General features: G+C 52.0%; 28 protein-coding genes. 14 read left to right on the forward strand and 14 right to left on the reverse strand.

Translation table 11 applies throughout. The features are described from left to right. Positions 1 to 199 precede the first annotated feature (199 nt). The 6 genes from VGS11_02060 to VGS11_02085 all read right to left on the reverse strand — a co-directional run bounded on the left by VGS11_02060 (position 200) and on the right by VGS11_02085 (position 5,481). Positions 200 to 460, reverse strand: a complete 261-nt coding sequence (locus VGS11_02060; protein ID HEV2118883.1) for a hypothetical protein — start codon at positions 458 to 460, stop codon at positions 200 to 202. A 3-nt stretch (positions 461 to 463) separates the two neighbouring features. Beyond that, positions 464 to 685 (reverse strand): AbrB/MazE/SpoVT family DNA-binding domain-containing protein, encoded by a 222-nt coding sequence (locus VGS11_02065; protein HEV2118884.1) that lies wholly within the window; start codon positions 683 to 685, stop codon positions 464 to 466. A 210-nt stretch (positions 686 to 895) separates the two neighbouring features. Then, positions 896 to 2,986, reverse strand: a complete 2,091-nt coding sequence (locus VGS11_02070) for a carboxypeptidase-like regulatory domain-containing protein (GenBank protein HEV2118885.1) — start codon at positions 2,984 to 2,986, stop codon at positions 896 to 898. Positions 2,987 to 3,784: 798 nt separating this feature from the next. Beyond that, a complete protein-coding gene (locus tag VGS11_02075) occupies positions 3,785 to 4,318 on the reverse strand; it encodes a gamma carbonic anhydrase family protein (GenBank protein HEV2118886.1) in 534 nt (177 codons plus the stop codon). 53 nt (positions 4,319 to 4,371) lie between these two features. Next, the gene (locus VGS11_02080) at positions 4,372 to 5,106 is read right to left on the reverse strand and encodes a hypothetical protein (GenBank protein ID HEV2118887.1); all 735 of its coding nucleotides are present in this window, start codon (positions 5,104 to 5,106) and stop codon (positions 4,372 to 4,374) included. Between the two features lie 15 nt (positions 5,107 to 5,121). Continuing rightward, positions 5,122 to 5,481: a PadR family transcriptional regulator gene (locus tag VGS11_02085; GenBank protein HEV2118888.1), complete on the reverse strand. Its 360-nt coding sequence runs from the start codon at positions 5,479 to 5,481 to the stop codon at positions 5,122 to 5,124. A gap of 91 nt (positions 5,482 to 5,572) precedes the next feature. Between VGS11_02085 and VGS11_02090 the strand changes: the two genes are divergently transcribed. The 4 genes from VGS11_02090 to VGS11_02105 all read left to right on the forward strand — a co-directional run bounded on the left by VGS11_02090 (position 5,573) and on the right by VGS11_02105 (position 11,251). Continuing rightward, positions 5,573 to 8,437, forward strand: a complete 2,865-nt coding sequence (locus VGS11_02090) for a DEAD/DEAH box helicase (GenBank protein HEV2118889.1) — start codon at positions 5,573 to 5,575, stop codon at positions 8,435 to 8,437. A 153-nt stretch (positions 8,438 to 8,590) separates the two neighbouring features. Further along, a complete protein-coding gene (locus VGS11_02095; GenBank protein HEV2118890.1) occupies positions 8,591 to 9,595 on the forward strand; it encodes an ABC transporter ATP-binding protein in 1,005 nt (334 codons plus the stop codon). Beyond that, complete coding sequence (locus VGS11_02100) at positions 9,582 to 10,406, forward strand: ABC transporter permease (protein HEV2118891.1); 825 nt, start codon at positions 9,582 to 9,584, stop codon at positions 10,404 to 10,406. Before VGS11_02095 ends, VGS11_02100 begins: the two co-directional genes overlap by 14 nt. After that, entirely contained in the window at positions 10,403 to 11,251 is an 849-nt protein-coding gene (locus tag VGS11_02105; GenBank protein ID HEV2118892.1) for an ABC transporter permease, read from the forward strand. Before VGS11_02100 ends, VGS11_02105 begins: the two co-directional genes overlap by 4 nt. A 9-nt stretch (positions 11,252 to 11,260) precedes the next feature. Here VGS11_02105 and VGS11_02110 read toward each other — a convergent pair whose 3' ends face one another. Genes VGS11_02110 through thpR form a run of 3 tightly spaced genes read right to left on the reverse strand, consistent with a single transcriptional unit; the run spans position 11,261 to position 14,057 of the window. Beyond that, positions 11,261 to 12,034 carry a serine/threonine protein kinase gene (locus VGS11_02110; protein ID HEV2118893.1) on the reverse strand — a complete coding sequence of 258 codons (774 nt, stop codon included), beginning with the start codon at positions 12,032 to 12,034 and terminating at the stop codon, positions 11,261 to 11,263. Next, positions 12,013 to 13,431, reverse strand: coding sequence for a CCA tRNA nucleotidyltransferase (gene cca, locus VGS11_02115; GenBank protein ID HEV2118894.1), 1,419 nt, complete (start codon positions 13,429 to 13,431; stop codon positions 12,013 to 12,015). The genes VGS11_02110 and cca overlap by 22 nt, the downstream gene beginning before the upstream one ends. A gap of 50 nt (positions 13,432 to 13,481) precedes the next feature. Continuing rightward, positions 13,482 to 14,057: an RNA 2',3'-cyclic phosphodiesterase gene (gene thpR / locus VGS11_02120; protein ID HEV2118895.1), complete on the reverse strand. Its 576-nt coding sequence runs from the start codon at positions 14,055 to 14,057 to the stop codon at positions 13,482 to 13,484. Positions 14,058 to 14,129: 72 nt separating this feature from the next. Here thpR and VGS11_02125 point away from each other — a divergent pair, with 72 nt between their 5' ends. Next, positions 14,130 to 14,687, forward strand: coding sequence for an AAA family ATPase (locus VGS11_02125; GenBank protein HEV2118896.1), 558 nt, complete (start codon positions 14,130 to 14,132; stop codon positions 14,685 to 14,687). Then, the gene (locus tag VGS11_02130; GenBank protein HEV2118897.1) at positions 14,684 to 15,094 is read left to right on the forward strand and encodes an RNA-binding domain-containing protein; all 411 of its coding nucleotides are present in this window, start codon (positions 14,684 to 14,686) and stop codon (positions 15,092 to 15,094) included. The genes VGS11_02125 and VGS11_02130 overlap by 4 nt, the downstream gene beginning before the upstream one ends. Before the next feature lie 26 nt (positions 15,095 to 15,120). Here VGS11_02130 and VGS11_02135 read toward each other — a convergent pair whose 3' ends face one another. Both VGS11_02135 and VGS11_02140 read right to left on the reverse strand, forming a co-directional pair. Further along, positions 15,121 to 16,041, reverse strand: a complete 921-nt coding sequence (locus VGS11_02135) for a ribonuclease Z (GenBank protein HEV2118898.1) — start codon at positions 16,039 to 16,041, stop codon at positions 15,121 to 15,123. After that, positions 16,042 to 17,088: a methyltransferase gene (locus tag VGS11_02140; protein ID HEV2118899.1), complete on the reverse strand. Its 1,047-nt coding sequence runs from the start codon at positions 17,086 to 17,088 to the stop codon at positions 16,042 to 16,044. A gap of 73 nt (positions 17,089 to 17,161) precedes the next feature. Here VGS11_02140 and VGS11_02145 point away from each other — a divergent pair, with 73 nt between their 5' ends. The 5 genes from VGS11_02145 (at position 17,162) to VGS11_02165 (ending at position 20,010) form a co-directional block, all read left to right on the forward strand. Continuing rightward, entirely contained in the window at positions 17,162 to 17,461 is a 300-nt protein-coding gene (locus VGS11_02145; protein HEV2118900.1) for a 50S ribosomal protein L21e, read from the forward strand. 1 nt (position 17,462) lies between these two features. Then, complete coding sequence (locus VGS11_02150; GenBank protein HEV2118901.1) at positions 17,463 to 17,792, forward strand: RNA polymerase Rpb4 family protein; 330 nt, start codon at positions 17,463 to 17,465, stop codon at positions 17,790 to 17,792. A 154-nt stretch (positions 17,793 to 17,946) separates the two neighbouring features. After that, positions 17,947 to 18,531 carry a DUF655 domain-containing protein gene (locus VGS11_02155; GenBank protein HEV2118902.1) on the forward strand — a complete coding sequence of 195 codons (585 nt, stop codon included), beginning with the start codon at positions 17,947 to 17,949 and terminating at the stop codon, positions 18,529 to 18,531. A gap of 4 nt (positions 18,532 to 18,535) precedes the next feature. Continuing rightward, positions 18,536 to 19,348 carry a 16S rRNA (adenine(1518)-N(6)/adenine(1519)-N(6))-dimethyltransferase RsmA gene (rsmA, locus tag VGS11_02160; protein ID HEV2118903.1) on the forward strand — a complete coding sequence of 271 codons (813 nt, stop codon included), beginning with the start codon at positions 18,536 to 18,538 and terminating at the stop codon, positions 19,346 to 19,348. A gap of 497 nt (positions 19,349 to 19,845) precedes the next feature. Then, entirely contained in the window at positions 19,846 to 20,010 is a 165-nt protein-coding gene (locus VGS11_02165; GenBank protein HEV2118904.1) for a 50S ribosomal protein L40e, read from the forward strand. Between the two features lie 13 nt (positions 20,011 to 20,023). Here VGS11_02165 and sucD read toward each other — a convergent pair whose 3' ends face one another. Together sucD and sucC are read right to left on the reverse strand one after the other, a co-directional pair. Beyond that, positions 20,024 to 20,905 (reverse strand): succinate--CoA ligase subunit alpha, encoded by an 882-nt coding sequence (sucD, locus tag VGS11_02170; GenBank protein HEV2118905.1) that lies wholly within the window; start codon positions 20,903 to 20,905, stop codon positions 20,024 to 20,026. Next, complete coding sequence (sucC, locus tag VGS11_02175) at positions 20,906 to 22,045, reverse strand: ADP-forming succinate--CoA ligase subunit beta (protein ID HEV2118906.1); 1,140 nt, start codon at positions 22,043 to 22,045, stop codon at positions 20,906 to 20,908. It lies immediately after the preceding gene. Positions 22,046 to 22,216: 171 nt separating this feature from the next. On the opposite strand from sucC, the gene VGS11_02180 reads away from it, so the two are divergent. The 3 genes from VGS11_02180 to VGS11_02190 all read left to right on the forward strand — a co-directional run bounded on the left by VGS11_02180 (position 22,217) and on the right by VGS11_02190 (position 24,333). After that, on the forward strand, positions 22,217 to 22,465 hold the full coding sequence (locus VGS11_02180) for a hypothetical protein (GenBank protein HEV2118907.1): 249 nt from the start codon (positions 22,217 to 22,219) through the stop codon (positions 22,463 to 22,465). A 150-nt stretch (positions 22,466 to 22,615) separates the two neighbouring features. Next, positions 22,616 to 23,128, forward strand: a complete 513-nt coding sequence (locus VGS11_02185) for a hypothetical protein (protein HEV2118908.1) — start codon at positions 22,616 to 22,618, stop codon at positions 23,126 to 23,128. Positions 23,129 to 23,136: 8 nt separating this feature from the next. Further along, the gene (locus VGS11_02190) at positions 23,137 to 24,333 is read left to right on the forward strand and encodes an NAD(P)/FAD-dependent oxidoreductase (GenBank protein HEV2118909.1); all 1,197 of its coding nucleotides are present in this window, start codon (positions 23,137 to 23,139) and stop codon (positions 24,331 to 24,333) included. Here the strand turns inward: VGS11_02190 and VGS11_02195 are convergent. Further along, positions 24,330 to 24,650 (reverse strand): YciI family protein, encoded by a 321-nt coding sequence (locus tag VGS11_02195; protein ID HEV2118910.1) that lies wholly within the window; start codon positions 24,648 to 24,650, stop codon positions 24,330 to 24,332. The genes VGS11_02190 and VGS11_02195 overlap by 4 nt on opposite strands. Positions 24,651 to 24,679 lie beyond the last annotated feature (29 nt).

Consider the following 24,679-nt stretch of genomic DNA (forward strand, 5'->3'; position numbering starts at 1 on the left):
GCCGTCTGACTACCTAGCCAATGAGTACCAGATAAGCCTGCGGGATCGAAGCCTCCAAGCATTCACCAAACCCTTCTGACCCCGGATATTCGGTCAAAGACCAAGTCTGTGGAAACAACGTTTCCATCCAAGGTTTGGGCCTCAGCGGCAACACCGGCGTCGAAATAGTCAACCTTTTCCTCGCCTTCTATTCTGGAAGTCAGATACAAGACTGAGGGGAGAGCGCCTTCACCCTGGAAGTTGTTGCTGGATAGTCCCGGGCCAGGAGCGCGTGCCTCGCCATTCTTTCACGATAGTTCATCCCGCGACTCTTCATCACGATATCAAACTCGAAAAGGGCGAAGGACGCGAGGTAGAAGCCAGGTTGGATCAATTGTGCGAGGCGGAAGGTTGACTTCTCGTGATGAGGGTCTTTGGGATCGGCCGCACCAAAGAGTACGACCGTGTCGAGAACTGGCACTGGCTAGTTCTTCTTGAATAGGTACTTGGAGGCTTCATGGCGCTCTTCCCGGAACCGGAAACCGGCCAGGGAAGTCTTGAACCGTTTTCCTTTGAGAGACGTGATGAGAACTCCCTCGGAGTAGGGAATCGCCAGGACCTTGTCGCCGGGAGCGACCCTTAGAAGCTCCCGCACTTCTTTGTCGAGAAGAACCCTGTACCTGTCGTCAACTTTGAGGACGGCCAATGCTTTCCCACGTTTTCATCCTGCTACCCACCATTAAAGGTTTCCTCCCCCGGTGGCCTCACCCAACTTAATTCCGGCCCTTGACTTATCCTAATTGGTGATCACTTCGACCTACAAGACAACAGGAGCATGGTGCCTCGTGGTCTGAGCTTCTGATGACACTTTCTGGTAAATGCTGTAGAAAACGTAGCAGGCCCACGTGCACTGCCATTACCGCCGCGATTTCGCGAGACTCTTTAGTCCTCTGCTTGCCCCGGAGATGAGAGTCCCTCCGAATGGCGACCATGCTAGAACCAGAACTATGATGGTTCCGAAGACAGCGGCTCCTAAAGTGTACCAAACCCAGTTTGGCATACAAGCGATTCCTGGGATAGGCTGCTGGAAGGGTATCGGGTTCGGAGTTGGTGGTATCAGGCATGAGGCTCCTGGAGAATTGGCCGGTTGAAGGACGAAGTTGACAACGGTCGTGTCGCCGACCGAGGTGACGATGTTTGTCTGAAAGACCGTTGAGTAGCCTTGGGCCGAGGCGTAGAGTGTGTAGGTGCCCGGTGGAATGTTCGAAAGACTATAGAAACCGTTGGTGTCGGTCTGCAGCTCGATCTGTCCGGGTTGGCCACTGCAGGGTGCGCTCAGTCCGATGCATGCGCCTACTATCGGACTGAAGTGGCCTAGTATGTTCTTACTCGATCCATCAACGACCCGTCCTGAGATGAAGCCTGCCGTCGTACCTCCATTGGGAGGTATGCCCGGATACTGGTAAAGCCATGTCGCCAGACTTTTGGAGCCGATAATGTCATAGATAATTGGCACGTTGATCACTAAAGGCGCCGGGGTTGTTATGCAGCTCGTCAGTGTGCTAATTGTGCAGCTCACAGTATTTGCAGAATACTGTACCCCAAGACTTTGAGTATCAATGTAGCTGAAAACTTGCCCATAGGTGTTCGCGGCAATGATTTCTGGCATCGTCTTGTTGGTGAGCTGCGACAGATTGACGAGCTGGTCGACAGTTGGAACTGATGCTGGCCGGGTCAATCCAGGGTCCTGAAAGATGGGCAGCTGGGTATGAATGCCTTGCACGAAATTACAAGTGTTCTGACCTGTGCAGCCCGACGTCTGGATTCCTTGACCGCCAATCCAGACGCCCACGATCCCATACCAGCAGTTGCCTGCGACGAGGTCGGGTTGGCTGCACGTAAGTCCTCCAAAACCCACCGAGTTGAGACCGAAACTGATTCTCGTCGATGTCAGAATTGATACTTTGTTGATGTCTGAGACTAACCCAGGGAGAGAACTGGTTAATGTCCGCAGAGGATCGCATTTGCCTACGGCGAAGAACCCACAGACGCTGACATCGTTGTTACAGACGTTCGCTGAGCCAGAGTTCGTCTTTACGCAAGTGGGCACGACTGCCGGTGGTACAATTTGGAGGGTTAGACTCGTAATCTCTCGGTAGATATACCACGTCTGTTGCGTGACTTGTGTCCCAATCTGGACAAATGTCCCGTTGTATTGTTTGCCGCTGACTATAGGATTTACCACGGTTGTATTGCTTTTCGAGGTGATCGACGAGCTTCCTATGCAGGCGGTTACTCCTTCAATGCAGGGAGGGTTGACTGATTGCCCTGCTTGAACAATCTGGTAATCAGTAGTCCAGCAGGCATTTGCTGGTATGTTGCCCTTGTCTGGCGTTGCCCCTAGAAACTTTGTACAAGTTGGGTCACCGACCGGGGTTGCCGAGGTCAAGAGTATTCCACCAAGCGCTCCGGTTATAGTACCAGACAAGTCGAAGCCCCTGACATCCGCACACGACGACGATGTTGTGCCCGTCGCTAATGGTATGTTTGGAACGCATGCATCAGGTATGCCCGAAGGAAGTTTTAGACTCCAAGTGGCCAGGTTTATTCCACAAACAATCCCTAGACAGTCGTTGTATGCTACTGATTCGCCAAGCATTCCAACCGGATCATACAATGTCCCTGCTGAAACCAGGAAGAGCCCGTTGCACAACCCCCCACACGAACCTATTGAGGCCGACTGTGTCTGGATGCCTGAGTGAGCGTTCGCGATGTATTGGAAGCTGGTCGTACAGGAAGCGCACGGTCCCGGGTTATAGAACGGGTTGGTAGGAAATGCGGGTTCTTCACTCTTGGTCGCGACAACCTGGGGAACGTTGCCCCTCAAAGTCGACATGGAGCTGACAGCCACTGCCGCGACGAGCAGCAAGGCTAGGCCGGCGCTCTCAAGACTTCTCCTTTTTCCACGATGCATAAGGGGAGGGTTCATCCAGGGTTCACCTGTCATTGGCGCAAGGCTCTCGCTGGTTTTTCCTGGGCGCTTGTGAACCGGAGCAGTTCCTGTGGAATTACGTTCGCATCTAAGCCTCCAGTCTTGGGCTCGTTAGAAAATCCCGAACAATTACTTCGGACGTCTCTCTTGAATGAGTGGCCTCGCCGCCGATCGGTGTTGGCGCGTGGAGAGGATGCCAGGGAGCCTTGAGCTGTCGGATCTATCACAAAGCTCACTATGATGCTCGGTAAGCCAAAAACGAGAGGGGATGCCGAAAGTCAAATGTGAAAGTAAAAAGTTCACGTGCGGCAGCCCTTCGCATTGGAATCCGAGAATGGGCGTGAGCAACAGGATGGACAACCAAACGCCGAAGACAAGGTCAACGCCGGAGAGGCACCTTACGACAGGTTAACAGAACGTCAGACGAGCTATCCTTATGAATCGAGACAACAATTTCGCCCTTCCGAGGAATGATTGGTTGAATAAAGAAAACTCTGTTAGTGGCTTTGACCAATCATCGCCGTCTCCGGCATTTCTAGCGCTCTGACATTAAAGCATGTCTCGATAAGACCCGTGATGTTCGGAAGGTCGGACTGAACATTCGTACACAGTCCAAGGAAATGGTTCACTGATAGGGTTAGAAAAACGTCTAACCCTCAAACGCTAAGAAGATCGGAAAGACGTTAATCGTCTGACAACGACAAATCCATACGTTCCCCAACGAAAAACCAAGAGATAATCAGCGACCCCCGGGTAGGCTCCCAAAATCTCGTGACAACGCCCGATGCGAATCCCCGAAAACGGCCCCGGCCCTCATCCGATCCCGGTATCAAAAGCCCCTGTACTAGTGTACTTTTGGGCCATCTTCACGTAGGCACGGTAGGATTCTCTTATCATCCGAACATCATTGTCTGTTGCCCTCCTCATCACCTTGGCGGGCGCACCCACCGCGACAGATCGCGGAAGGATCGTTCTACCTTCAAGAACCACCGCTCCGACCCCTATGATAGAATGAGCACCAACTCTCGCCCCATCAAAAATAATGGCTCCGGCTCCAATGAGACACTCGTCCCCGATTCTGCAAGCATGGACAATTGCACTGTGAGCTACTGTAACACCATTGCCAATAACCGCGGCGTTTTCGGACGAACAGTGGACGACAACATTGTCCTGCAGGCTACAGTTTGCTCCGATCCTAATCCTCCCGTAATCGCCTCGAAGCACAGCTCCTGGCCAAACACTAGTCCGTGAGCCGACAACGACATCACCTATGATGCTCGCGTTAGGAGCGATCATCGCTGTCGGATGGACTCGAGGCTTCTTGGACCCCAGCGTATAGAGAGGCATTTCTGGCCAACAGCCAAAAAACGATCTGCAGCCGGATTATTCATAAAGAGGATCTAGGCTGAGCCAAAACTGAATATCCTATGGAAGTAGGACGACCCGACTTGGCTCGGCGCCGCCTCAGCTTTGGGCTCAGACGCTGACGCTTCCGCCTTCGGCTTCTTCGAGGGCTCAATCACCTCGAACGCAAACAGGGCTATGATGAGTATAACGATCACAAGGATTCCCTCCGGTCTCGGCTGGCCCGTACTGTCATCATACATAAAATTACGAATACCCAATATCGCAGATCCAAGATAAGGAATCGGAATAGTGTACTGGTACACTCCTACAACATTAGAAGCAGGCACCCCACCGTAAGGGTTTGCCGACGTCGGATAATCCCATTGATCAAGCGCACCGTGATTATTGTCTCCCTCAGTGACAAAGTAGGGTCCACCCACGGTCTGGTTCCCCCTGACATCAACAACCCGATGAACCACCAAATAGTCCGGCTGGTCAGTGTTCGGACGAAAAACGATTATCGTGCCCAGAGGAGGTGGACCTGCAATAATAGTTCGAGGATCTTGCCCCCTGATCACGATAAGCGCCCCCACGGGGAGGACGCAGTTCGTCGGTGGACACATACTCGGGGACGAGACAACTAGGACAGGGTACTCAGTATTGAGCGCCAAACGAACTCCGCCCCAGACGGCTAGGGCACCCAGTATCACAATCCCTACTAGAAGTAGGCCTCTTGCGGTTTCATTTTTCTGGATAAACCTCCAGAACTTGCGAACATAAGCGCTCAAAGTCTCAAGTCTAGTCTAGACGTGTTTTTGCTGGAAGGGTCCTATCTCGGCCTCATACTGGATGCGCCTCAAAAACTCTTCTGCAGCACGAGCGCCAGCAGTCAGGAACTCTTCACCTCTAGGAGTGATCCTGTAGACTTTTCGGCCTCGTCCGCCCTCCGCTTCCCATACGGCTTGCAAGTAGCCCTTCTCCTCCATTGAATGGAGGAGTGGATAGAGTGTTCCTGCGCTCAGGTAGACTTTGAATCGATCGCGGATCTCAAGGTTAACCTCGTATCCCCAGCGCGGCTTACTTTTGAGAAGCCTGAGTATGATAAGGTCAAGATGGTTCTTTACCAGTCTCTCTCTCCAGGCCTTATCCAGATCTTTATTCAAACAGCACCAGGGCTCAGTGATACAAGGCCGAACAATTGCCCCTTAACGCTTTCTAGGTTTTTATCGAACAGCAGAAGGCCTGCTTGTCCAGTTGTCTTCGACGGTCTTTGACCTTCTCCCGAAACCCCTAGCGGAAGCTGTCAGGGAAAAAGGATTCGAAAAACCGACCGAGGCACAAGAAAAGGCAATTCCCCCCATCCTAGAAGGAAAAAATGTTCTTCTAATATCTCCCACAGCAAGCGGAAAGACAGAGTCCGCTATACTACCGGTATTCACCAGGTTCTTGATGAACACTGACAGAGGTCCTGGTGTAAAGATTCTCTACATGACCCCGCTTCGCGCGCTGAACAGAGACCTACTGGACCGCCTAGAATGGTGGGGAAAGAAAATCGACCTTAGAGTTGCGGTAAGACATGGCGATACTGAGGTCAGAGAGAGAGTTGGACATGCTCGCAACCCCCCCGACATGCTAATCACAACTCCAGAGACTCTGCAAGCGCTTTTGCCTGGGCGTATCATGCGGAGACACCTTCGTGAAGTTAGGTTCCTGATAATTGACGAAGTGCATGAGCTGGCTGAGGATAAGAGAGGCAGCCAGCTAGCCATAGCCATCGAGCGTCTAAGATGGATCACCCAGAGAGACTTCCAAGTCATCGGGCTTTCGGCAACAATTGGATCGCCCGAGAAGGTTGGAGCATTTCTGGTCGGGACAAACAGACCCGTAGAGATTGTGAGGATTCCGGTTGCCAGGAAGATGCGATTGGAGACACTCTTTCCTGAACCGTCCGGCCAGGACCATCAACTAGCCGCGAAGATATTCACACACCCGGAGGTCGCCGCCAGGCTTCGGATAATGAAAGAGATGATCAAGAATCACAGGTCAGTCATACTCTTCACAAACACGAGATCGATCGCCGAAATACTGGCCAGTAGGTTCAAGGTCTGGGACATTGACTTTCCAATTTCAATACACCACGGGAGCCTTGCCAAACCATCCCGGATAACCGCTGAACGAGGCCTGAAAGGAGGCGAGCTCAGAGGTCTCGTAGCCACCTCAAGCTTGGAACTAGGAATCGATGTTGGAAGAATAGACTACGTAATCCAGTACATGAGCCCTCACCAGGTGACGCGGCTCATCCAACGGGTAGGTCGCTCAGGCCACAGCGTCGGTAAGATGGCGGATGGAGTGATCATCGCAAGCGATTCTGACGATGCCCTCGAATCGCTCGTCGTTGCTAGAGGAGCACTCAGCGAGAACTTGGAAGAGGTTTCAGTTCCAGAGAAACCGCTCGACGCTCTCTGCCACCAACTGGCAGGATTGCTGATACAGAACAGAAAATGGTACTATAACGAGCTTGTCGAACTCATCTCGAAAGCGTTCCCGTATCGGAATCTGACAGAAGAAGAAGTTGCTTCTGTCGCGAACTATATGCACTCGCGTTTTCCACGCCTCGCCTGGGTCTCGCCGCAAGACAAGATGGTGATGAGGCCGTCGAGAGTCAAAGACCTCTACACTTACTACTTCAACAAGCTCTCAATGATACCTGACGAGAAACAGTATCTCGTCATAGAGCAGGAGACGGATACGGCAGTCGGCGTCTTAGACGAAGCTTTCGTAGCCGAGTACGGTCAACCGGGTACCAAATTCATCGTGCGGGGAACACCGTGGATGATGCAGAGCATCAGAGGCGATAAGATATTCGTCAAGCCAATCTCCGACCCGACAGGAGCAATACCCAGCTGGGTAGGGGAGGAAATACCCGTCCCTCACAAGGTCGCGAGCGAAGTCGGAGAGATAAGAAGGAAAGTAGGAGAAATGTACTCAACCGGCCAGAACATCAAAGAAATAGCTCAATCACTCAGTCAGGAATATCCTGCGGACCCCAAGACATTTGAACGGGCAATATTCGAGACGTATGAGCAATACGAACAAGGACTTCCAGTTCCAAACGACCACCTTCTTACTGTTGAGGAGTGGGACGACTTCATCATCGTCAACTCACACCTGGGAACACTGGTCAACCGTACCCTAGCCCGACTCATCGGACACTTGTTATCGGACGAGGCAGGCGTCAGTGTCGGGATCCAGCAAGATCCGTACAGGATTGTCTTCCAAGCCGTCGGTGGAGTAGACGCGAATGATGTTGTGAAGATGGTCCGCCGACTCTCTGAGATCGAAGTGGACGATGTGGCGATAACTGCGTCCAAGAGAACCGGATTGTTCAAGCGAAGGCTCGTCCATGTCGCGAGAAGATTTGGAGCGATCTCGAAATGGACAGATTTCAGCAGCATAACTCTTCGCCAGCTCGCGAAGAGCTTCGAGGGAACAGTCATCATGGACGAGGCTGTTCGCGAGACCCTGGAGAGAGACATGGACATTCCTCATACCAAAGAGGTTCTGCAATCTGTCGCCAGACGCGAGATTCAGCTCAAGGTGGTCAAAACAGTAGCGGGAGAAGCGACACCGATCTCGAGGATAGGGCTCGAGAGGATCAGTCGGAAGACGGACTTGATTCCGACGGAAAAACTGGGCCAGATATTGGTCGGGTCAGCGAAGGCGAGAATCCTCAATGAGGTTAAGACGATCGTCTGTACAGACTGCTGGAAGTATGTTGAGATGAGAAGAGTCAAGGATATTCCCGCTGCTCCTGAATGTCCTGAATGCGGATCTAAGAGTCTTGCCGCATTGGCAGTCTCCGATGAGGACATGAAGAAGATTCTGTCAAAGAATGGGGCACACCTCTCAGAGAGAGAAAAGAGTGTTCTATCGAGAGCAGAGGAGACCGCGAAACTTGTTGACAAGTATGGAAGGCTCGCGGTCTATACCCTGGCTGGAAGGAGAGTAACGCTTGAATCGGCCGCGGACATTCTTCGAAAACACCGAAAGCCCACGAACGGATTCTTTGAGGCGATAATGGAGGCTGAACGAGAGGCGTTGAAAGAACGTTTCTGGTGAATCACTCGAACAACCCTTATCTCAACGCGTCCGAATACTGCTTCGAGAAACCTCTAGCGACGCGAAACAATCGGTGAGAATTTGAACACACTCGACGAACCGTTAAATGACGCACCGAAATTTCGGGAAGATTAGCAAGGGTTACGGAACGTCATGAATCGCGTCGATACGGAAATCACCGTCCAAGTGGATGGCCTTAGACGCGAGTTCGATAGTAAAGAGGGAAAGGTCACCGCCCTCGACGGTGTCAATCTGCAAGTTCGAAAGGGCGAGATATTCGGCGTGCTCGGGCCGAACGGCGCTGGAAAGACAACTATGATCCGAATACTTTCCACACTTCTGCTGCCGACTTCGGGTAAGGCTGGGGTAATGGGTTTTGATGTGGAAAAGGAGCCGGAAAAGATTCGGGCCGTAATCAACATGGCTAGCGGTTCAGAGAGGGCAGGTTACGACTTCATCAGTGCCCGCGGAAACCTATGGTTCTTTTCCCAGCTCTACGGAATACCCTCCGAAGAGGCACACAAGCGCATAAACGAACTTTCGGACATGCTAGGACTGCAGAGCTATCTGGACAGAAAGTTCTACGCGCTCTCCACGGGCTACAAGCAGAGAGTCACCCTAGTAAGAGCATTCATCAACGATCCCAAGGTAGTATTTCTTGACGAACCGACGATAGGTCTTGACGTCATGACGGCACTAAGCATACGCGAGTACATTCTGAAGCAAGCGAAAGAGCATGGGAGGACCATTCTACTCGCAACACACAACATGGCCGAGGTCGATGCAATCTGCAACCGTGTCGCGATAATCGATAAGGGCAAGATCCTTGCGTGCGACACTCCCGCAGCTCTGAAACGGTCGCTAGGTGCCCCATCTCTTGTTCTAGAGGTCTCACCCCCTCCAGCTCCCGGAAGCCTTGAGCCAATTGGGAAACTTGACGGAGTCAAAGGCTACACCGCATCAATCGATGAAGAAAGAGGGTTATCACGAATTCAAGTTGTCGTGGACGGAGATTTATCTGCGCAGTCCGTGATTGACTCAGTCCGGAAGTCAGAAATGACAGTCGTGTCGAACTGGAGGCAACAAGCAACTCTGGAAGAGGTCTTCGTCGCATTAGTGGGTCGAGGGTTTCGGGAGAGAGAACATGAAGCTGCATAGCAACCCATGGCTGAGAACCGCGTACGCCAGATTGTGGGTGAGAGCGAAAAGCATCTACGGAGAGCCCCTTTGGGTAGCAGTCAACGTCGGATTCCCATTCTTCACATCATTCTCCTTTACAATGGTTTACCGAGCCTACGGCCTCGGTGCCTACGCTGGATTCGCTATCCTCGGTGGAGTAATGATCTCTTTCTGGGGGAATGTTCTGTGGTCGATGGCGAGCCAGTTCAACTGGGATAAGCAAGTCGGACTCTTTGAGATCTATATCAGTTCCCCCGCGCCGATCACTGCCATTCTGGTAGGAATGTCTCTCGGCGGGATCCTCGGCACGGCACCATCCGCAGCAATGGTGGCCATTCTAGGATGGATTATCTTCGCTCCACCTATCCATCCATATTGGCCCGCGGTTGTCCTCATCTTCTCTCTGACCCTTGCATCTCTCTACGCGATGGGCATGGCCTTATCCTCGCTCTACCTGGCTTATGGTAGGGAAGCTGATTCAGTCAACGAAGCGCTTCACGAACCCGTCTCTCTTATTTCCGGCGTCTACTTCCCCTCGGTTGGTCAAGGAATCTCTCCCTTCCCATTTGCAGTGCAAGCGGCAGCATCAATAATTCCCCTCACCATCGGAATGGACGCTCTGCGACAGAGCCTGGGGTTCCCGATCCCAATCCCATTCATTCCACTCTACCTCGAAGCTCTCATTCTCGCTCTGATGGCAGTCATCCTCCTCTTCGCGTCTTCCAGAGCCTTGCGATTCCTTGAAAACAAGGGACGGAGGACTGGTTCAATCGCTGTGAGACAAAGATGAGCGTCCTCAGAAGCATTCTCGCTTCGGTGCGAGTTGGCTGGTATAGAGAGTTCAACTGGACCAACCCCGTCTTAGGATTCTCTATGAGAACACTCGGGCCGCTTGCGGGTGTTATCACTGCCTCAAGTGTGTACTTTGTAGGGGCCTCCGCTACTGTTCCTTCTAGGTTTAGTCCGGCTCAGCTCGCCTTCATCCTCATCGGCGCCGCATTATACGCCCACGTTGCCGCATACTCTTGGGTTCCAACACTCGCCATAGCGGAAGGAAAATGGACCTACGTATTCCCCCAGGTCTTCATCTCTCCACATTCATCGCTGCCTTACTTGACTGGGAGGACGATTGCGTCGTTCTTCTCTTCAACCCTAACCGTCATCGTCTCTCTCGTGCTGTCCTTCTTCATTTTATCGTCAGTATTCAACACGAATATTCCTTTTGTTGTGACCCCTCTTTCAGTCACTCTGTTGTTCTTCGCCATGATTGTGAATGTTCTTGCGGCGTTTGGACTAGGGCTACTACTCAGCGCTTACGCATTGTTCGCGACAAAATTCGAGTGGGCTCTACCCACTTATGTTGCGGGAGTCTTGATGGTTTTCTCAGAAGCTCTATTTCCGGTGTCCTTTCTACCACATCCCGTGTCAGACGTAGCAAACGTGCTCCCATTTACCGAATTCATGAGGGCCTCAAGGCAAGCGATGATCCAAGGGGGCGACATCTACTCATACTTCTCATACATTGGACTTGCAACTCTTGGAGGGATCATCCTCCTAGCGGTGGGCTTTCTTGCGTTCAGATACGCTGAGAATCGGGCGAGGCGGCTCGGTGTCATCGACAAGAAAACGGCCTGAGACCGAGTCTTAGTTTAAGCCTAAAACTCTGCTTGCACTCTCAAAGGCATCTTTCCATCCGCCGGCCTTGTAGTCTCTCAGACTTCTCAGAAGCTCGTCTCTATCCACGGGCCCCAAGATCCTGATCATTTTCTTGGCAATGCTGCCTCCAAGAAACAAATACTGAGTTAGCGAGGTGAAATTGCTGGGTCGTCTCGTAACGCTGGCGCTTTCAAAATCCAGGATTCTCGCACTGTCATTGTTCGACACGATCACATTCTTGTGAGCCCGGCTGAGCTCTCCATGATCGAGCCCGTAAGCATCCATTCTGACGCATTCTTCGAGTAAGGGTCTCAAGACACTCCGCACCCGTGATCTTCGGCCTCTGCCCTTGAGGGTCTCCAGCCATAGGGGAAGGGACAAGCCTTCGATTAGTTCCATCGCCAACACGTCTGGGGTACCGCCGAGGCACTCGGGTCCGACACCTAGCGAATTTGCGGTCTTGAGATGCTCGGCCTCGTGAATCAAGTTCAGACGTCGCGCATCAACGCGCCGAATCTTTACAGCGATTCGTCGATTGCCCTTGAGGCCTACGACGACTATTCCAACGACCCCCTTACCAAGGACTGATAGCTGATCGGTTTTCAGCCGGCCCTGAAAATCAAGCGAAGTTATATCCAGTTGATGCAGCTGACGAATTCGTGACTCAACCTGCTCCGGCTCACCGCTCGGATATGCTACGAGACGATTGTAAGGCGGCTTAACGAGGGACGATAGCGGTGCTAGTGATGGGTTTTGAGCCACGCTGGTTTCGCCGCCAAGAACTCTGACAACGCCTGGTCAAAACCTTCTCGCCCAAGCAACGCAAGAATTTTCCCGTTTTCTAGGACCTTCACATTCTTGCGGAAGGAGCTGTCGAGTTGGTCAGGGATGGTCAGACCCAGCCTCGGATCCTTGAGGGCTTCCATGACGAGGTGTTCGACCGTGAGGAGTCTCCGTTTCTTGTCAACCACCCATCGATCAGCCTCTATCCAGGGACCGCGAACGGTTTCTTTCGCGGCTACGTGTCGATCGAGGAACCCTTGGCTGTCGTCCATCTTAGAAACCGGAGGACCCAAGCGTAGCTGAACTTCGGTCAGGGTCGACCTGTCTAGCTCGATAAGGATTGCGCTTAGTCGGGCTTCGTCGCTCCAGACTGTCGACCTGATAGGATGGAAATCTTGTCGCGTCATCAGCCCTGTTATCGAATTCTCAGTTTTCAACAGTTGCCCCCAGAGAACGTCAGGCACTATCCTGGGATGCTCGAAAGAAATTGCCACAATGTCCCTGTTGTGATCCTTCACGATTTTGGAAAACTGGGCTTTGGTTTGCTGTCTGTATTTCTGCGGAAAGAAGTACCACATGCCAGGGTGCTCCTGGAGTTCTCTTGACGCGGCGGCAAACCCCCACAGCTTATCATCTCTAACGGCAGCAGCCAGGTTTCTATTCGAGTCTACTGGGTCTATGACAACCAATGGAGAGTCGAATTCTCGAGCTCTAGAATCTTGGTTACCGCCGGGACTTTCGATATCCAGGAAGATAATGGGCTTCCATCTCGAAGCTTGAGTAAGTGTCTCTAGAAATGAGTGGTAATGTAGAATCAAGGTTTCGACAAGCATTCCGCTGAATCCTCCCACTCTGATCTCGGCACCGTATGATCGGATGCCCTTCGTGAACCGTTTGAGGAGCCGAGCCTCAAGCCGCATCTGTTCTGTCAGGTGCTTTGTCATGTACTCGGTATGGTAGGGTGTCCTGTCTGTAGCGCTCTTCCACTGACCTTTTTCCACGGAATAGCATGGGACTACGTTCACTCGGATCCCGGTAATGTGGAATTCCAAATAGGGATGCTCGGCATATCGATCGATCGTCTTGGCGCTGATCCTCTTCCGAATTTCCGGGAGAATCTTCTCAGTCCACTCCTGCCTATCCATTGATGGAGGAAAGCTTGCAAAGATATCCAGGTCGGCCTCACCGCTCAGCCATGTATTCCGCGCAAAGGATCCCTGGATCGAGACGTTTCCTCCAAATCCTCTGTTGTCCAGAATATTCTGAACTTGACCCTTCAATCTCTCAGCTAGCTGCGACATTCGTTCCCTTTCAGCTACGCTGGGAACGATCTTCTTTGCAACCTGGTCCAAGACGGTTTGAATAGAATTCGGCATAAATTGGCCCCACGTAACGAGTCAGTATTTGAAAGTGGACTGATAACTCGCTATTGAGGTTGCGAAGGAACTTCTAGCAGGGTCGAGTATTTCGGGCCGGAACTGGAAAGAATGCTCTGTTTGAGACGGACTTTATCCACTGTGATCGTGCCAAAGCTCTCGTCGACCAAGCGCTGGAGAAAATTGCTGATCTCGTCTCGCTTTCTCCCGGACTTGACCCGCGCTATCGTGATATGGGGACTGAAGGGGCGGTTTTCCCGTCTGAAACCTAGGCTGGACAAGAGCCTCTCGACTTGCTCGTAGATTTGCTCAACTTGACTCCAACCCTCGTCAACACCAACCCAGATTACGTTCATGCGACTGAGACTTGGGAAGACACCCGCCCCCTTGATCTCGGCTGAGAAGGATGGAAACGCGAGTTGTTTGAGAGAGGACTTGGCATCGGCCAATCGAGGAGTGGACACGTTTCCTAGAAATTTCAACGTGAGATGGATATTCTCCACCTCCACAGGTTTCAAATCACCGCCCAGAGCCTGCAATGAAGATATGATCGAGGCTACGCGGGAGAGAATCTGCTGATCCTCCAAGTCTATCGAGATGAAGCTTCGAACTTGATTTTCCGACAAGTCCTCACTACCGATAATCTGCTCTATTTTTAAGAGCTATAACACTCTCGCCCACTACATACGCAGACCAGCATGGACAAACGGAAGTCAAAGACCGTTATTGTAGTCGTCGGAATGCCAGGTGCAGGCAAGAGCCTAGCATCTACCGTCGCCGCGAAACGTAGTATTCCAGTTTTCGTCTCTGGGGATATCATAAGAGACGAAGCGAAGCGGAGGAACTTGTCACCCAGCAAAGAGAACCTCGGCCGACTAATGTTGAAGATCAGGGAGGAGGAGGGAATGGGTGCGGTTGCCAAGCGGTTGGCTCCGCTCACAGAGAAGATCGATGGGAACATTTTCGTCTATGAGGGCGCTAGAAACATAGAGGAGATCAAGGAGCTGAACAAGAAGTACGGAGTATTTACTATCGCAATTCACGCTTCCCCTGAGAGCAGGTATCGGAGACTGCTGAAGAGAGGAAGGTCTGACCGTCCCAGAAACTGGGCGGACTTCGTAGAACGTGATGAGAGAGAGCTGAAGGTTGGAGTCGGCAAACTTATCGCTATTGCTGATCGTGTGGTTGAGAACGAGGATACTAAGAACGACCTCAAGAGGCGAACAGCACGTCTGTTGAAGACTCTCCCGAACTGAGCTTTCTCGTCTACAGCGAAACGGAAGTCCGGCCGACTGAGGACCCTGAGAGAGTCAAGAAGGCTGTGACCAACATTCTTCGAGGTGAAGTCGAGGTTCAACAGATAGACGAGTGGAGCGGGAAGGTAATTGTCGAAGGGAAGAATCAGCCCTCGCTAGAGAGATTTCGAATGATTATTCAGCGGGACAGAATTCGTGCCGCGGCGAGATCCGTCCTTAGACGGTCTGTGGAAGGCAGTCGACTGGTCTTTTTCCTAAACAAACAAGCGGCGTACGCAGGCCACGTGTCATTCTCTGCACCGGAGGGCGAATCGCCTCTCGGGCCAATCCGGGTGATCGTTGACACCGAAAACCCGGACCAATTGATCGATTGGGTAGCGGGACAGCGAGAAGAAAGGAGAAAATAGTAGAGTCTGAGGATTTGTCGTCGCTCTTACGTCGAGCGTTTGAGCGATAATATCATCAGGTCCTTTGGGACAAGCGTTGGTTTGAATACGCTCCTGGCTTGTTTGAGAAGGATGGAGTCGTCTCTTGTTACCGCGCTGATGTGAACCAATGCAAGCTTGTGGACACGGGCTGCTTTTGCGAGCCTAGCCGCTTCCCTGGCCGTTGAATGGAAGTACTCTTTCGCTTTATCACGCCGATCTTCAGCGAATCCCCCGTCGTGCATAAGAAGATCAGCCTCCTTCGCCAACACTTTTACCTCTTCAGTCGGACGAGTGTCGATAGCATAGACGATCTTCAAACCAGGGCGAGGTCTCTCGATAACCTGGCGAGGGGTGACTGTTTTTCCTTCGATGGTGACCTCTTTGCCCATCTGAAGTTGTTTCCACAATGGTCCCTCGGGGACTCCCAACCGTTTTGCTTTTTCAGGGTGGAACCGGCCGGGACGGTCTGTCTCGACGAGAGCGTAGGCGAGGCAGGCTATGTCGTGCATGGCTTTCGCTGTTTTGATGGTGTACGCACCTTTCGATACTTCTTGTCCGGGTTTGAGCTCTGTGACATGTACGGGAAAGTTTGCGGCGAATCCTAGTGTTCGGCGTAGCGAGGATAGATACGAAGAGACACCCTCTGGACCATACAGGTCGAGCGGCTTGTCTCTAATCAGAGAAGACATTGTCTGAAGGAGTCCAGGTAACCCGAGAATATGATCCCCGTGCAGATGGGAGATCATTATCGACATCGGACGGTTGAAGCCGAGTCTCGCGTGCATCATCTGCCGCTGAGTCCCCTCGCCACAATCGAACAGGAAGAGTTCGCCATCGCGCCGAAGTGCGACTGCGGGCAGACCCCGATCCTTGGTGGGAAGGCTCCCCCCTGTACCGAGGAATATGACATCGATACCTGCAGGCATCTAGTTTGCTCCAAGCACGAGAATCTCTCTTGTCAGGCTTCGATGTACGTATAGCTCGTGACGATCGTAGACTTTGAATCCCTGAGACCTGGCCAAGTCGGCGGCCCCGGTTCCCAAAGGGGATGCAAAAACGAGCTTCCCGCCAGGAGACAGGATCATCTTTGCTTGAGGTAAGAATTTTCCTAAAATATCCTTTGTCGTAGACTTGAGGGTTGAAGCGCCGGTCCCGTAGGGCGGGTCAGTTGCGATAGCATCGACTGTGTGGAGCGGAATGTTCCTAGCATCACCTCTGAGAAGGCCGATTGATTTGAGCCCGAAATGAGCGAGGTTTCTTCGAGCTGATCGGACCATTCGCGAAAGGGCGTCGACGCAAACAACATTACAGTCAAGAAGACTTGCCTCTATCGCAATCCCGCCGACCCCGCAAAACGGGTCAAGGAACGTCTCTCCGTCTCTCACTTCCGACAAGTTCACCAAGCAGCGAGCCAGTTTAGGAGGCATGGTGCTGGGATGAAACACAGCTCGTTTTCGAGGCCGTCGCCGATGGATGCTCCCCTTCGGGCGCTGGTACATAATTAATCCCAGATGGAAAAGAGAACCGGCGAGGATTCCCCGAAAGGCCTTCTTGGGGGATCGAAGATCGACCTTCGCGCCCGTCTTCTCCTCGAGAAGTTGACCAAGATAACCCTCTAGATGGACTCTTGAGAGCTCTTTCGAAACTCCGCCGAACCGAAGCATTCGTATGCTGAAACTGTCCCGCGAGGAGAGAAAGGGTTCGAGATCAGTGAACTGAATCTCTCTCTTGATACTGGCGAGGTTGTCCTCTGTGTGAAGAACTTCCTCTCCCATTTCGTCAAGATATCCTCCGCGACCAGCTATCGACTCCAGCCGAGTGCGATCTGCTTCCACCTCCACAAGCTTGTAGAAATTCCCCACTATCCTGTAGTCTATCGCATATGCTTGGAGGATGGCCTTCAGTTCTGCAAGAGGCAGTGTCGGATGTTCTCCAGATAGAATGAAGAAGAACCTGGCAGCTGCCTGGGCCATGTATTAGCGAAATGTCGCGAACATATATACGGAACCTCCCGGCCCGCCACTTTCTCCACCGGAGAATTGCCCGTTGCGACGTTCCAAGGGTTTCAGAACGAAGACTAGGACCCTCATTAGCAGGAAGCCCAGGGACAGAGGCAAACAACCGCTTGGAAGACTCCTCATCGCCTACACTCCAGGCCAAATGGTCAGGATCATGATCAATCCAGCAGTTCAGAAAGGGATGCCCCACCGCCGATACCACGGACGTGTAGGAACGATCTCAGAGAAGCGCGGCCGCAGCTACGTTGTCGAGGTGGCTGGGACGAAAACGCCCCGTATCATCATCGCCAGACCGGAGCACATAACCTCGGTAGAGGAATCGAACTGATATGGCTAGGAAGATCGTCGAAGGAAAAATCGTGACCAATGCAGAGGCCCAGGAGATCTTGGGAAAAATCAAGGAAGAAGAACTGGGCGAGTTCCAGCGCCGGACCCTTGACTACGCGAGAAAGTTCTCGAAGATTTCACCGGATAAAGCTGAGAAGCTTGTCGAGGAGTTATCATCCAAACTCCAATTGGATAGGAATGATGCGATCCAGATCGTAAACTCGCTCCCAAAGACGATTGAGGAACTTAGAGCCGTGTTGACTGTCAAGGGCAGGTTCGTGAGTACGGACCAGCTGAACGGTATCCTGGAAATCATGAAGCGGTATGTCTAGTCGATAGAAAACCTCGACCGATACGCAATTAAGCAGAAAAGGTGCGGTTCTGAATGACTAGCATTGGTTCTCCACCACTCTAGCAGTGGCCGGCGAGAGTCAAGGGCGCCGTTCGAAGAGACATTCTAAGGAGAGAGAGAGGGAGAGCCTACTCTTGGCCATTCACGAAGACGAATATTTACAGAGAAGACATGTTTACGAAGAGTACGCGTATGTTCTAGACTACCTTCCGTACGGCAGGTCGTCGGAGAAGTCAAGGCACTTGGCCGTGCCGACAGTTCAGATTATGGGTGAACAGTTCTTCACTCTGCTGGAGGCGGAACTCAAGATCGGCGCTACAGTTCTGGTTCACGAGCGGATCTATATCGGTCGAGAACGCAGAGAGAAGGTTGACCGGATCATAAGCCGGATCAGCTATGATCAACTAACCGCAAACGCGAAAGCGGAGCTCGTTCCCTTGATATCGGAATTGGTCAAAAGCCAGGAGAAAAGGTTCGTCGTTTTCTTCAACAATTCGCAACCTGTTACGCCCCGAATGCATTCGCTTGAGCTGTTGCCTGGCATTGGCAAGAAATCGATGTGGCAGATTGTAAACATGAGAGAAAGGAAACCGTTTACAAGCTACAAGGATATTCAGGAAAAAACCGGGCTGAGCGATGCTCCGAAGATCATCGCGAAGAGAATCATAGAAGAACTGAGCACGGAGACGAAATACCGGTTGTTTACTAGGGCAGTATGAGCTTGTGGAAACAACCGTCCTCTATAGACCGCTGAAGAGACTAGGACAGAATTTCCTAGCTAACAAGCACATTGCCCAAAGAGTAGTCTCGACTGCCGAGGTGACAGGAACAGATACTGTTCTTGAACCGGGAGCAGGATACGGGACCCTTACACATCTTCTGGAGAAACAGGCTGGGCGAGTGATAGCAGTCGAGAAAGACCGGAGACTAGTTTCTCACCTACGAAAAGAGTTCGAGAAGAGCCCAAATGTCTCCATTCTTGAGGGAGACGTGCTCAAGATCCCTCTACCCCAATACAACAAAGTCGTAGGAACTCCCCCTTACGTTCTCTCGTCAAAGCTAGTCATTTTCCTGACGCGGAAGACATTCGAGGTTGCATCTCTGGTGTTTCAGAAGGAGTTCGGAGAACGGCTTCTCGCTAAGGCTGGAACTGCTGAGTATGGAAGATTGTCTATCACGGCGCAGCGTTCTCTTGCCCTTCGGCCCATCATGAACATCTCCGCCTCAGCGTTTCGACCGAAACCCAAGGTAGACTCCGTTCTGCTCCGAATATCACCAAACAATGTCAGCACGGTAGTGAACGAGGAGTTGTTTGAGGAATTGGTCCGAGGGCTCTTCAATCAGCGTAGACGAGTTGTAAGAAGCTCCCTCCTCCATTTTCTATCAAGGAAGATCGGCCGCGAAAACGCTCGAGAGAGTCTCAAGACTATGACGCTCCCTAGGAAGAGAGTCTATCAGCTAACTATTGGGGATCTCGAAGAACTTTGTAAACAACTCTCGACAGCGATCGAAAAAGTGACGCGCCATGTCGTCTGAGGGGGTCATCGTCCCCGATGCACAAACTACGTTCCCTCTCTCTTTTGTCCAAAATAAAGCAAGGATACCCCAAAGAGGAGAGTGCATGTTGCCGTGACCAGCTCGAACTCAGGAACATACCGCAAAAGGTCGTTTTGGGAATATGTAGTGCACACAGGCCGTTTGTTTATTATGCAGGATACCTCCTGGCTGCTTCTATCACCGTAGAGAGCTAGCCCGTAGAAGAAACCGACAAGACCGAAAATCAATATCGCGATTCCTAATAGGATTGAGAGAGTCTTCAGAGTTTTAGATTCGCTGGTCTTTCTGAAAGTTCGTCGCCCTGAATGCGGCCTAATTGTTCGCTCTGACTAATAAGAAACCTTGGCCGAGACGAGCGAGATTGGCACGGGAGCATGATTACTCGAAGGTCCGAGACGTCGAAAAGCGGGTGATACTGAAGCGCAAGCCGAGCCACAATAATATATTGTAGGCAAAGACCTGTGTTGTAGTCTCCCATGCCGATCACTGACGTGATGAAGAAACAGCTTGCGCAACGTCACAGGCTCTTCTTCAAGATATGTAGGACGTGCGGTTCACGGAATTCGCCAAACGCCTACAGATGCAGGCGTTGCCGGGGAGATAATCTTCGCTGGAAGAAACGAGAGCTCGGGGCAAAGTAGACGCCCAACGGGTCTACTGCAACGGGGAAACCTGTTGGAGCAGTAGTTTGGAAAGCTCGGATGGAATCTCAGCGACCAGAGCACCTGCTTCTCTCAAACTCTTCATCTTGGCGTCAGCTGTCCCCTCCGTCCCGGTTATGATTGCGCCCGCGTGGCCCATGCGCTTTCCTGGGGGCGCGGCTCGACCCGCGATATATGCGGCTACTCGTTTGGGATATTTCGTATCGCGAATGTAGTTAGCAGCGTCCTCCTCAGCAGAGCCCCCAATCTCCCCGATTAGAACGACCGTATCTGTGCCAGGATCGTCTCTGAAGAGTTTGAGAACGTCGACGAAATTCAGTCCGGTAAATGGGTCGCCGCCGATCCCGAGACAGGTGGATTGGCCTATGCCGTCATGTGTTAGCGATGCCGCGATTTCATAGGTTAGAGTCCCGCTTCTTGAAGCGAGGCCGACCTTGCCGGGCTTGAACACGTCGCCGGGCATTATGCCCAGCTTTGATTCGCCTGGAGTAATTATTCCAGGGGTGTTGGGACCAATGATGATTGCTTCATGGTTCTTTGCGTACTCGATGAGGATCATGGAATCCCTTGCAGGGATCATTTCTGTTATGATAACAACCGGGCTTAGGCCCGCGTCTATCGCTTCCATACCGGCCTCTTTCGCGAAGGGAGCGGGAACGAAAATTATTGACGCGTTAGCAGATGTCTTTTCAAGAGCTGAAGCCACTGTATCAAATACAGGCACACCGACTGAGGTCGTCCTACCCTTTCCTGGAGTTACGCCAGCTACGATTCTTGTACCGTAATCTAACATCAATTTGGCGTGGAAGCCGCCTTGGTTGCCAGTGATTCCTTGAACAATCGCCCGGGTCTGTTTTCCAATGAGTATTGTCATCTACGCGGCCACCTTGCTGACAACAAGTCTTGCCGCTTCGTCCATCTTGTCTAATGCAGCCAGTCCAGCGGACTGTAGTATTTTTCTCCCTTCTTCTTGGTTGGTTCCGACCATTCGGATTACGAGCGGTTTCTTGAGACCCATTACCTTCTTCACGTCGACGATTCCTTTCGCAACCTCATCGCATCTAGTAATACCAGCTAGAATGTTGACAAACACTGCTCGAACCTTCTCTGCACCCTGAATGATCTGGAGTGCGGTTGCGACGTGTTCAGCGTTGGCACCTCCGCCGACATCACAGAAGTTAGCTGGTTTTCCTCCGTACTGTTTGACCAGGTCGAGTGTTGCCATGACAAGCCCTGCACCATTTCCTATAATACCAATGTCACCGTCCAGCTCGACGAAGGCGAGACCGTTTTCCCGAGCCTTCGATTCTAGAGCCGTGACCTCTCCGCTGATCTCTTTCGATCTCTCCTGAAACTCGGGATGACGGAATAGGCTGTTATCATCAACAATTACTCTAAGATCAGCGGCAACAAAGCGGCCGTCTTGCATCTCGATGACAGGATTACTCTCCACAAGCTCCGCATCATAGATCACCGATAACCGATACAGGTTAGAAAGGAAATCGGTGAAGCTGCCCTGTTGTGCGCCTTGGTATCCCAACTTCAAAGCGATGAGTCGAGCATCGTAACTTCTCATTCCGAAAATGGGATCGAGACGATGTCTGAGAACTCTCTCAGGGGTTTGTTTTGCGACATCCTCGATGTCGATTCCACCTTGGTCAGAGGCGAGGACAGTTTGGCAGCGGTTTGCGCGATCCAGAACAATACTGGCGAAGAGCTCCTTCTTCGCGTTAGCTTTCTGCTCGATGAGGACCTTCTTTACTTTCTCACCTTTGATGGTCATGCTCAGAATCTCGCTCGCTCTGTCCCGGGCCTCTTCGGGCTTGCTGGCGAACTTTATTCCACCAGCCTTTCCCCGTCCAGCAACGAGCACTTGGGCCTTGATGACAGCCTCTCCACCAATGCGCTTGTGAATATCCCTGGCTTCCTCAGCTGTCGAAGCCACTGAACCCCGTGGCGTGTTTATCCCGAGATTCTGTGCGATCGACTTTGCTTCATACTCAAAGAGTTTCATTGGATCCTATCCGAAGATTGTCGGGTCAGCGACTCCCATTAGTATTTGGCTGTTATCCTAGCCCCTAGGGGCTAGGGCGGATATTTCAGGATCAGATACAGAAAGACAGAGATCTCGAACGAAGTTGTGCTGACATTGACGAATGAGATTACATGGCGGCGGAGATTAGCGATGAGCTTACGCATCTGGATAATCAAGAAGGGGACAAGCAAGTGCGAAAGGATGATCGGCGTCCTGATGATCCCAGCGACACCAGCAGGACGGCGCCTATCCCATCACTACTCAGTAGGGCTATTCGCCAAGTCTCACTCTTCAGTCGTCAGGATCCCTTCCTATCTTCGTCCTAACCATCCAAACCGCTTGTTTCCATCTGATGAGGACTGGCCAACCTCAAGATTCGACAGTGCCCGGTTAACGTAATGCATTTATGAAGCATGGGGTTGATAGGCTTAGAAGTCGGTTTAAGACGACTGAGATAGGTCAACGCTTGTTCGGGTGCCAGATTCCCAAGGGTCGAGAAACTCGTACAGACAAAACCCTATTCGTCTATCGGAGCAGGTCGAGGCATCAATGGTAAAGACGATCCTCGACAGTTTCTGTGTCAAGAGCGGAATCTTTTGTTCTCGATGCGAGGAGAAGTTGAAGAAGGGTCAGATCACTGACCTCGACATCCGCGTTATTCGCAGCATTACTGAACTTGAAAAAGAGAACCCAACTCTCCAAAACGTTACCTTCCATAAGGCTGTTGAGGCAGGCGATATCATGGCGCTCATGGTTGACCGGCGAGGGATGGACACCTTCCTAGCGAGCGGTGCCAAGCTGGCCAAGAGTCTTGGTGACCGTGTCGGTAGACGGGTGAGAATCCTCAGCCAGGGCGGGGACGATAGAGACTTTCTCGAAGGATTGTTCACGCCGTATTCGATCTTGACGATCAATACTATCTGGCTTCCGGATGGGAGCCGGGAGACGAAGGTTATCCTGAATGGTCGGAGGCCGAGACGGAATCCTGTCGATTTCGAGGTTGTTAAGAAGCTCGCGCGCGAACTGAAGAGTCTGACGCTCAGAATAGAGTTCGAAGACTGATCTTCCCTTTGGGAAGCCCCTCAGAACGTTATGACATTGTTACCGTTGGAGCAGGAGTTGCAGGCTGCGAGGCTGCCCTAGAAGCGGCGAACAAGAAAGCCAGAGTTCTGCTTCTAGAAGAGCATCCGCAGGTCGGCATACCCAGCCACTGTTCTGGCGTTGTGAGCCTCTCAGGGCTGGAACTTCTGGGATTGGATGCTCATTCGAGTTTCAGTCAGAAACTGATCCATGGTGCAAGGTTCTATCCTCCTCACGGGGAATCGATAGAGGTTCGGAAGCAAGATCCGGTTGCGCTTATTCTGAACCGGATGAAATTGGACCAGTTTCTCGCGAAGCAGGCGGTGGCGGCAGGTGTGGAGCTTCGAGCGAAGACTCGGGCTTCAAAGTTTGATCGGACCTCCGAGGGGGATATTGTGACTCTATCAGACGGGTCAAGGGTTCACGGGAAAGTCGTCATCGACGCGAGTGGGGCGGGAAGCAGGCTTCCTGAGCAGGCTGGTCTACAGGCGGCTGATTGGACGCAGATTCTGCCTGGTCTGCAGTACGAGCTGGTTGACATGAAGGAGCAAGGTGATCTAGTGGAGCTTTTCTTCGGGTCCAAGAGAGCCCCAGGATTCTTCGCATGGAGCATCCCAACCGGCAAGAATAGTGCAAGGGTAGGTCTCGCTTCAAAGAAGGGGAATGTCAAGAAGCTTCTAGATGACCTTGCGAAAGAGCAATGGCCGAAAGCCTCGGTCGATGCGACTAAGTCAGGGTCAGTACTTGTGGCCGGACCTGTCCCAAGGTGCTGGTCTCCCGGATTCATTGTGGTTGGAGACGCCGCTGGACAGGTGAAACAGACGACCGGAGGAGGCATCGTTATCGGTGGTTATTGTGGAAAGCTGGCTGGAATGGCGGCGGCGTCGGCTGCTAGCCACAATGGGGTGGAGGCTGAACAGTTTCTGAGAGACTATGATACGCAGTGGAGAGAGAAGTTCGGTTCTGACCTGCGAAAGATGGGTCTTGCACGGAAATTGTTTGCCAGTCTGTCTGATGAGACCCTTGATCGATTATTCGCGATCTTACGCGACAACGTTGCGGAGATAGAGGCGGAAGGCGATATGGACTTTCAAGGCAAGATCATCACAAAAATGCTGAAGAAGAGAAAAGTTGCAACACTACTCCCCCGCGTCGCGGCAGACGCTGTCAAAGCGATTTTCTCCTAGTCAGATTTAGAGTTCTCAGGGCCAAACAGTGCCATCTTGTAAGGAAACAGTTCCGCCCGGAATACCTTGTTCTTCACCGCAGGATCATTGAGCATGATCTCGCGCGCTTCCTCGACAGTTTTCGCATTGAAGACCACGATTCCAAAACTGCTGTAGTCGGTGTTCTGCGTACGACCGGCGAGAATTACCACGCCAGCGGTCGCAAGCTGTTTGAGGTAGTTGAAGTGTTCAGAGACGATGCGCGACTCGAATTCAGTAGAGCCATTCGCGAGCATATCATGACGTACCGGCTGGATTCGATACAGAAACTGACTCAATCTATCGACCATTACCTACTGCTGCAGTC

Source organism: Candidatus Bathyarchaeia archaeon (assembly GCA_035935655.1).
In the GTDB taxonomy this organism is placed as follows: domain Archaea; phylum Thermoproteota; class Bathyarchaeia; order 40CM-2-53-6; family 40CM-2-53-6; genus 40CM-2-53-6.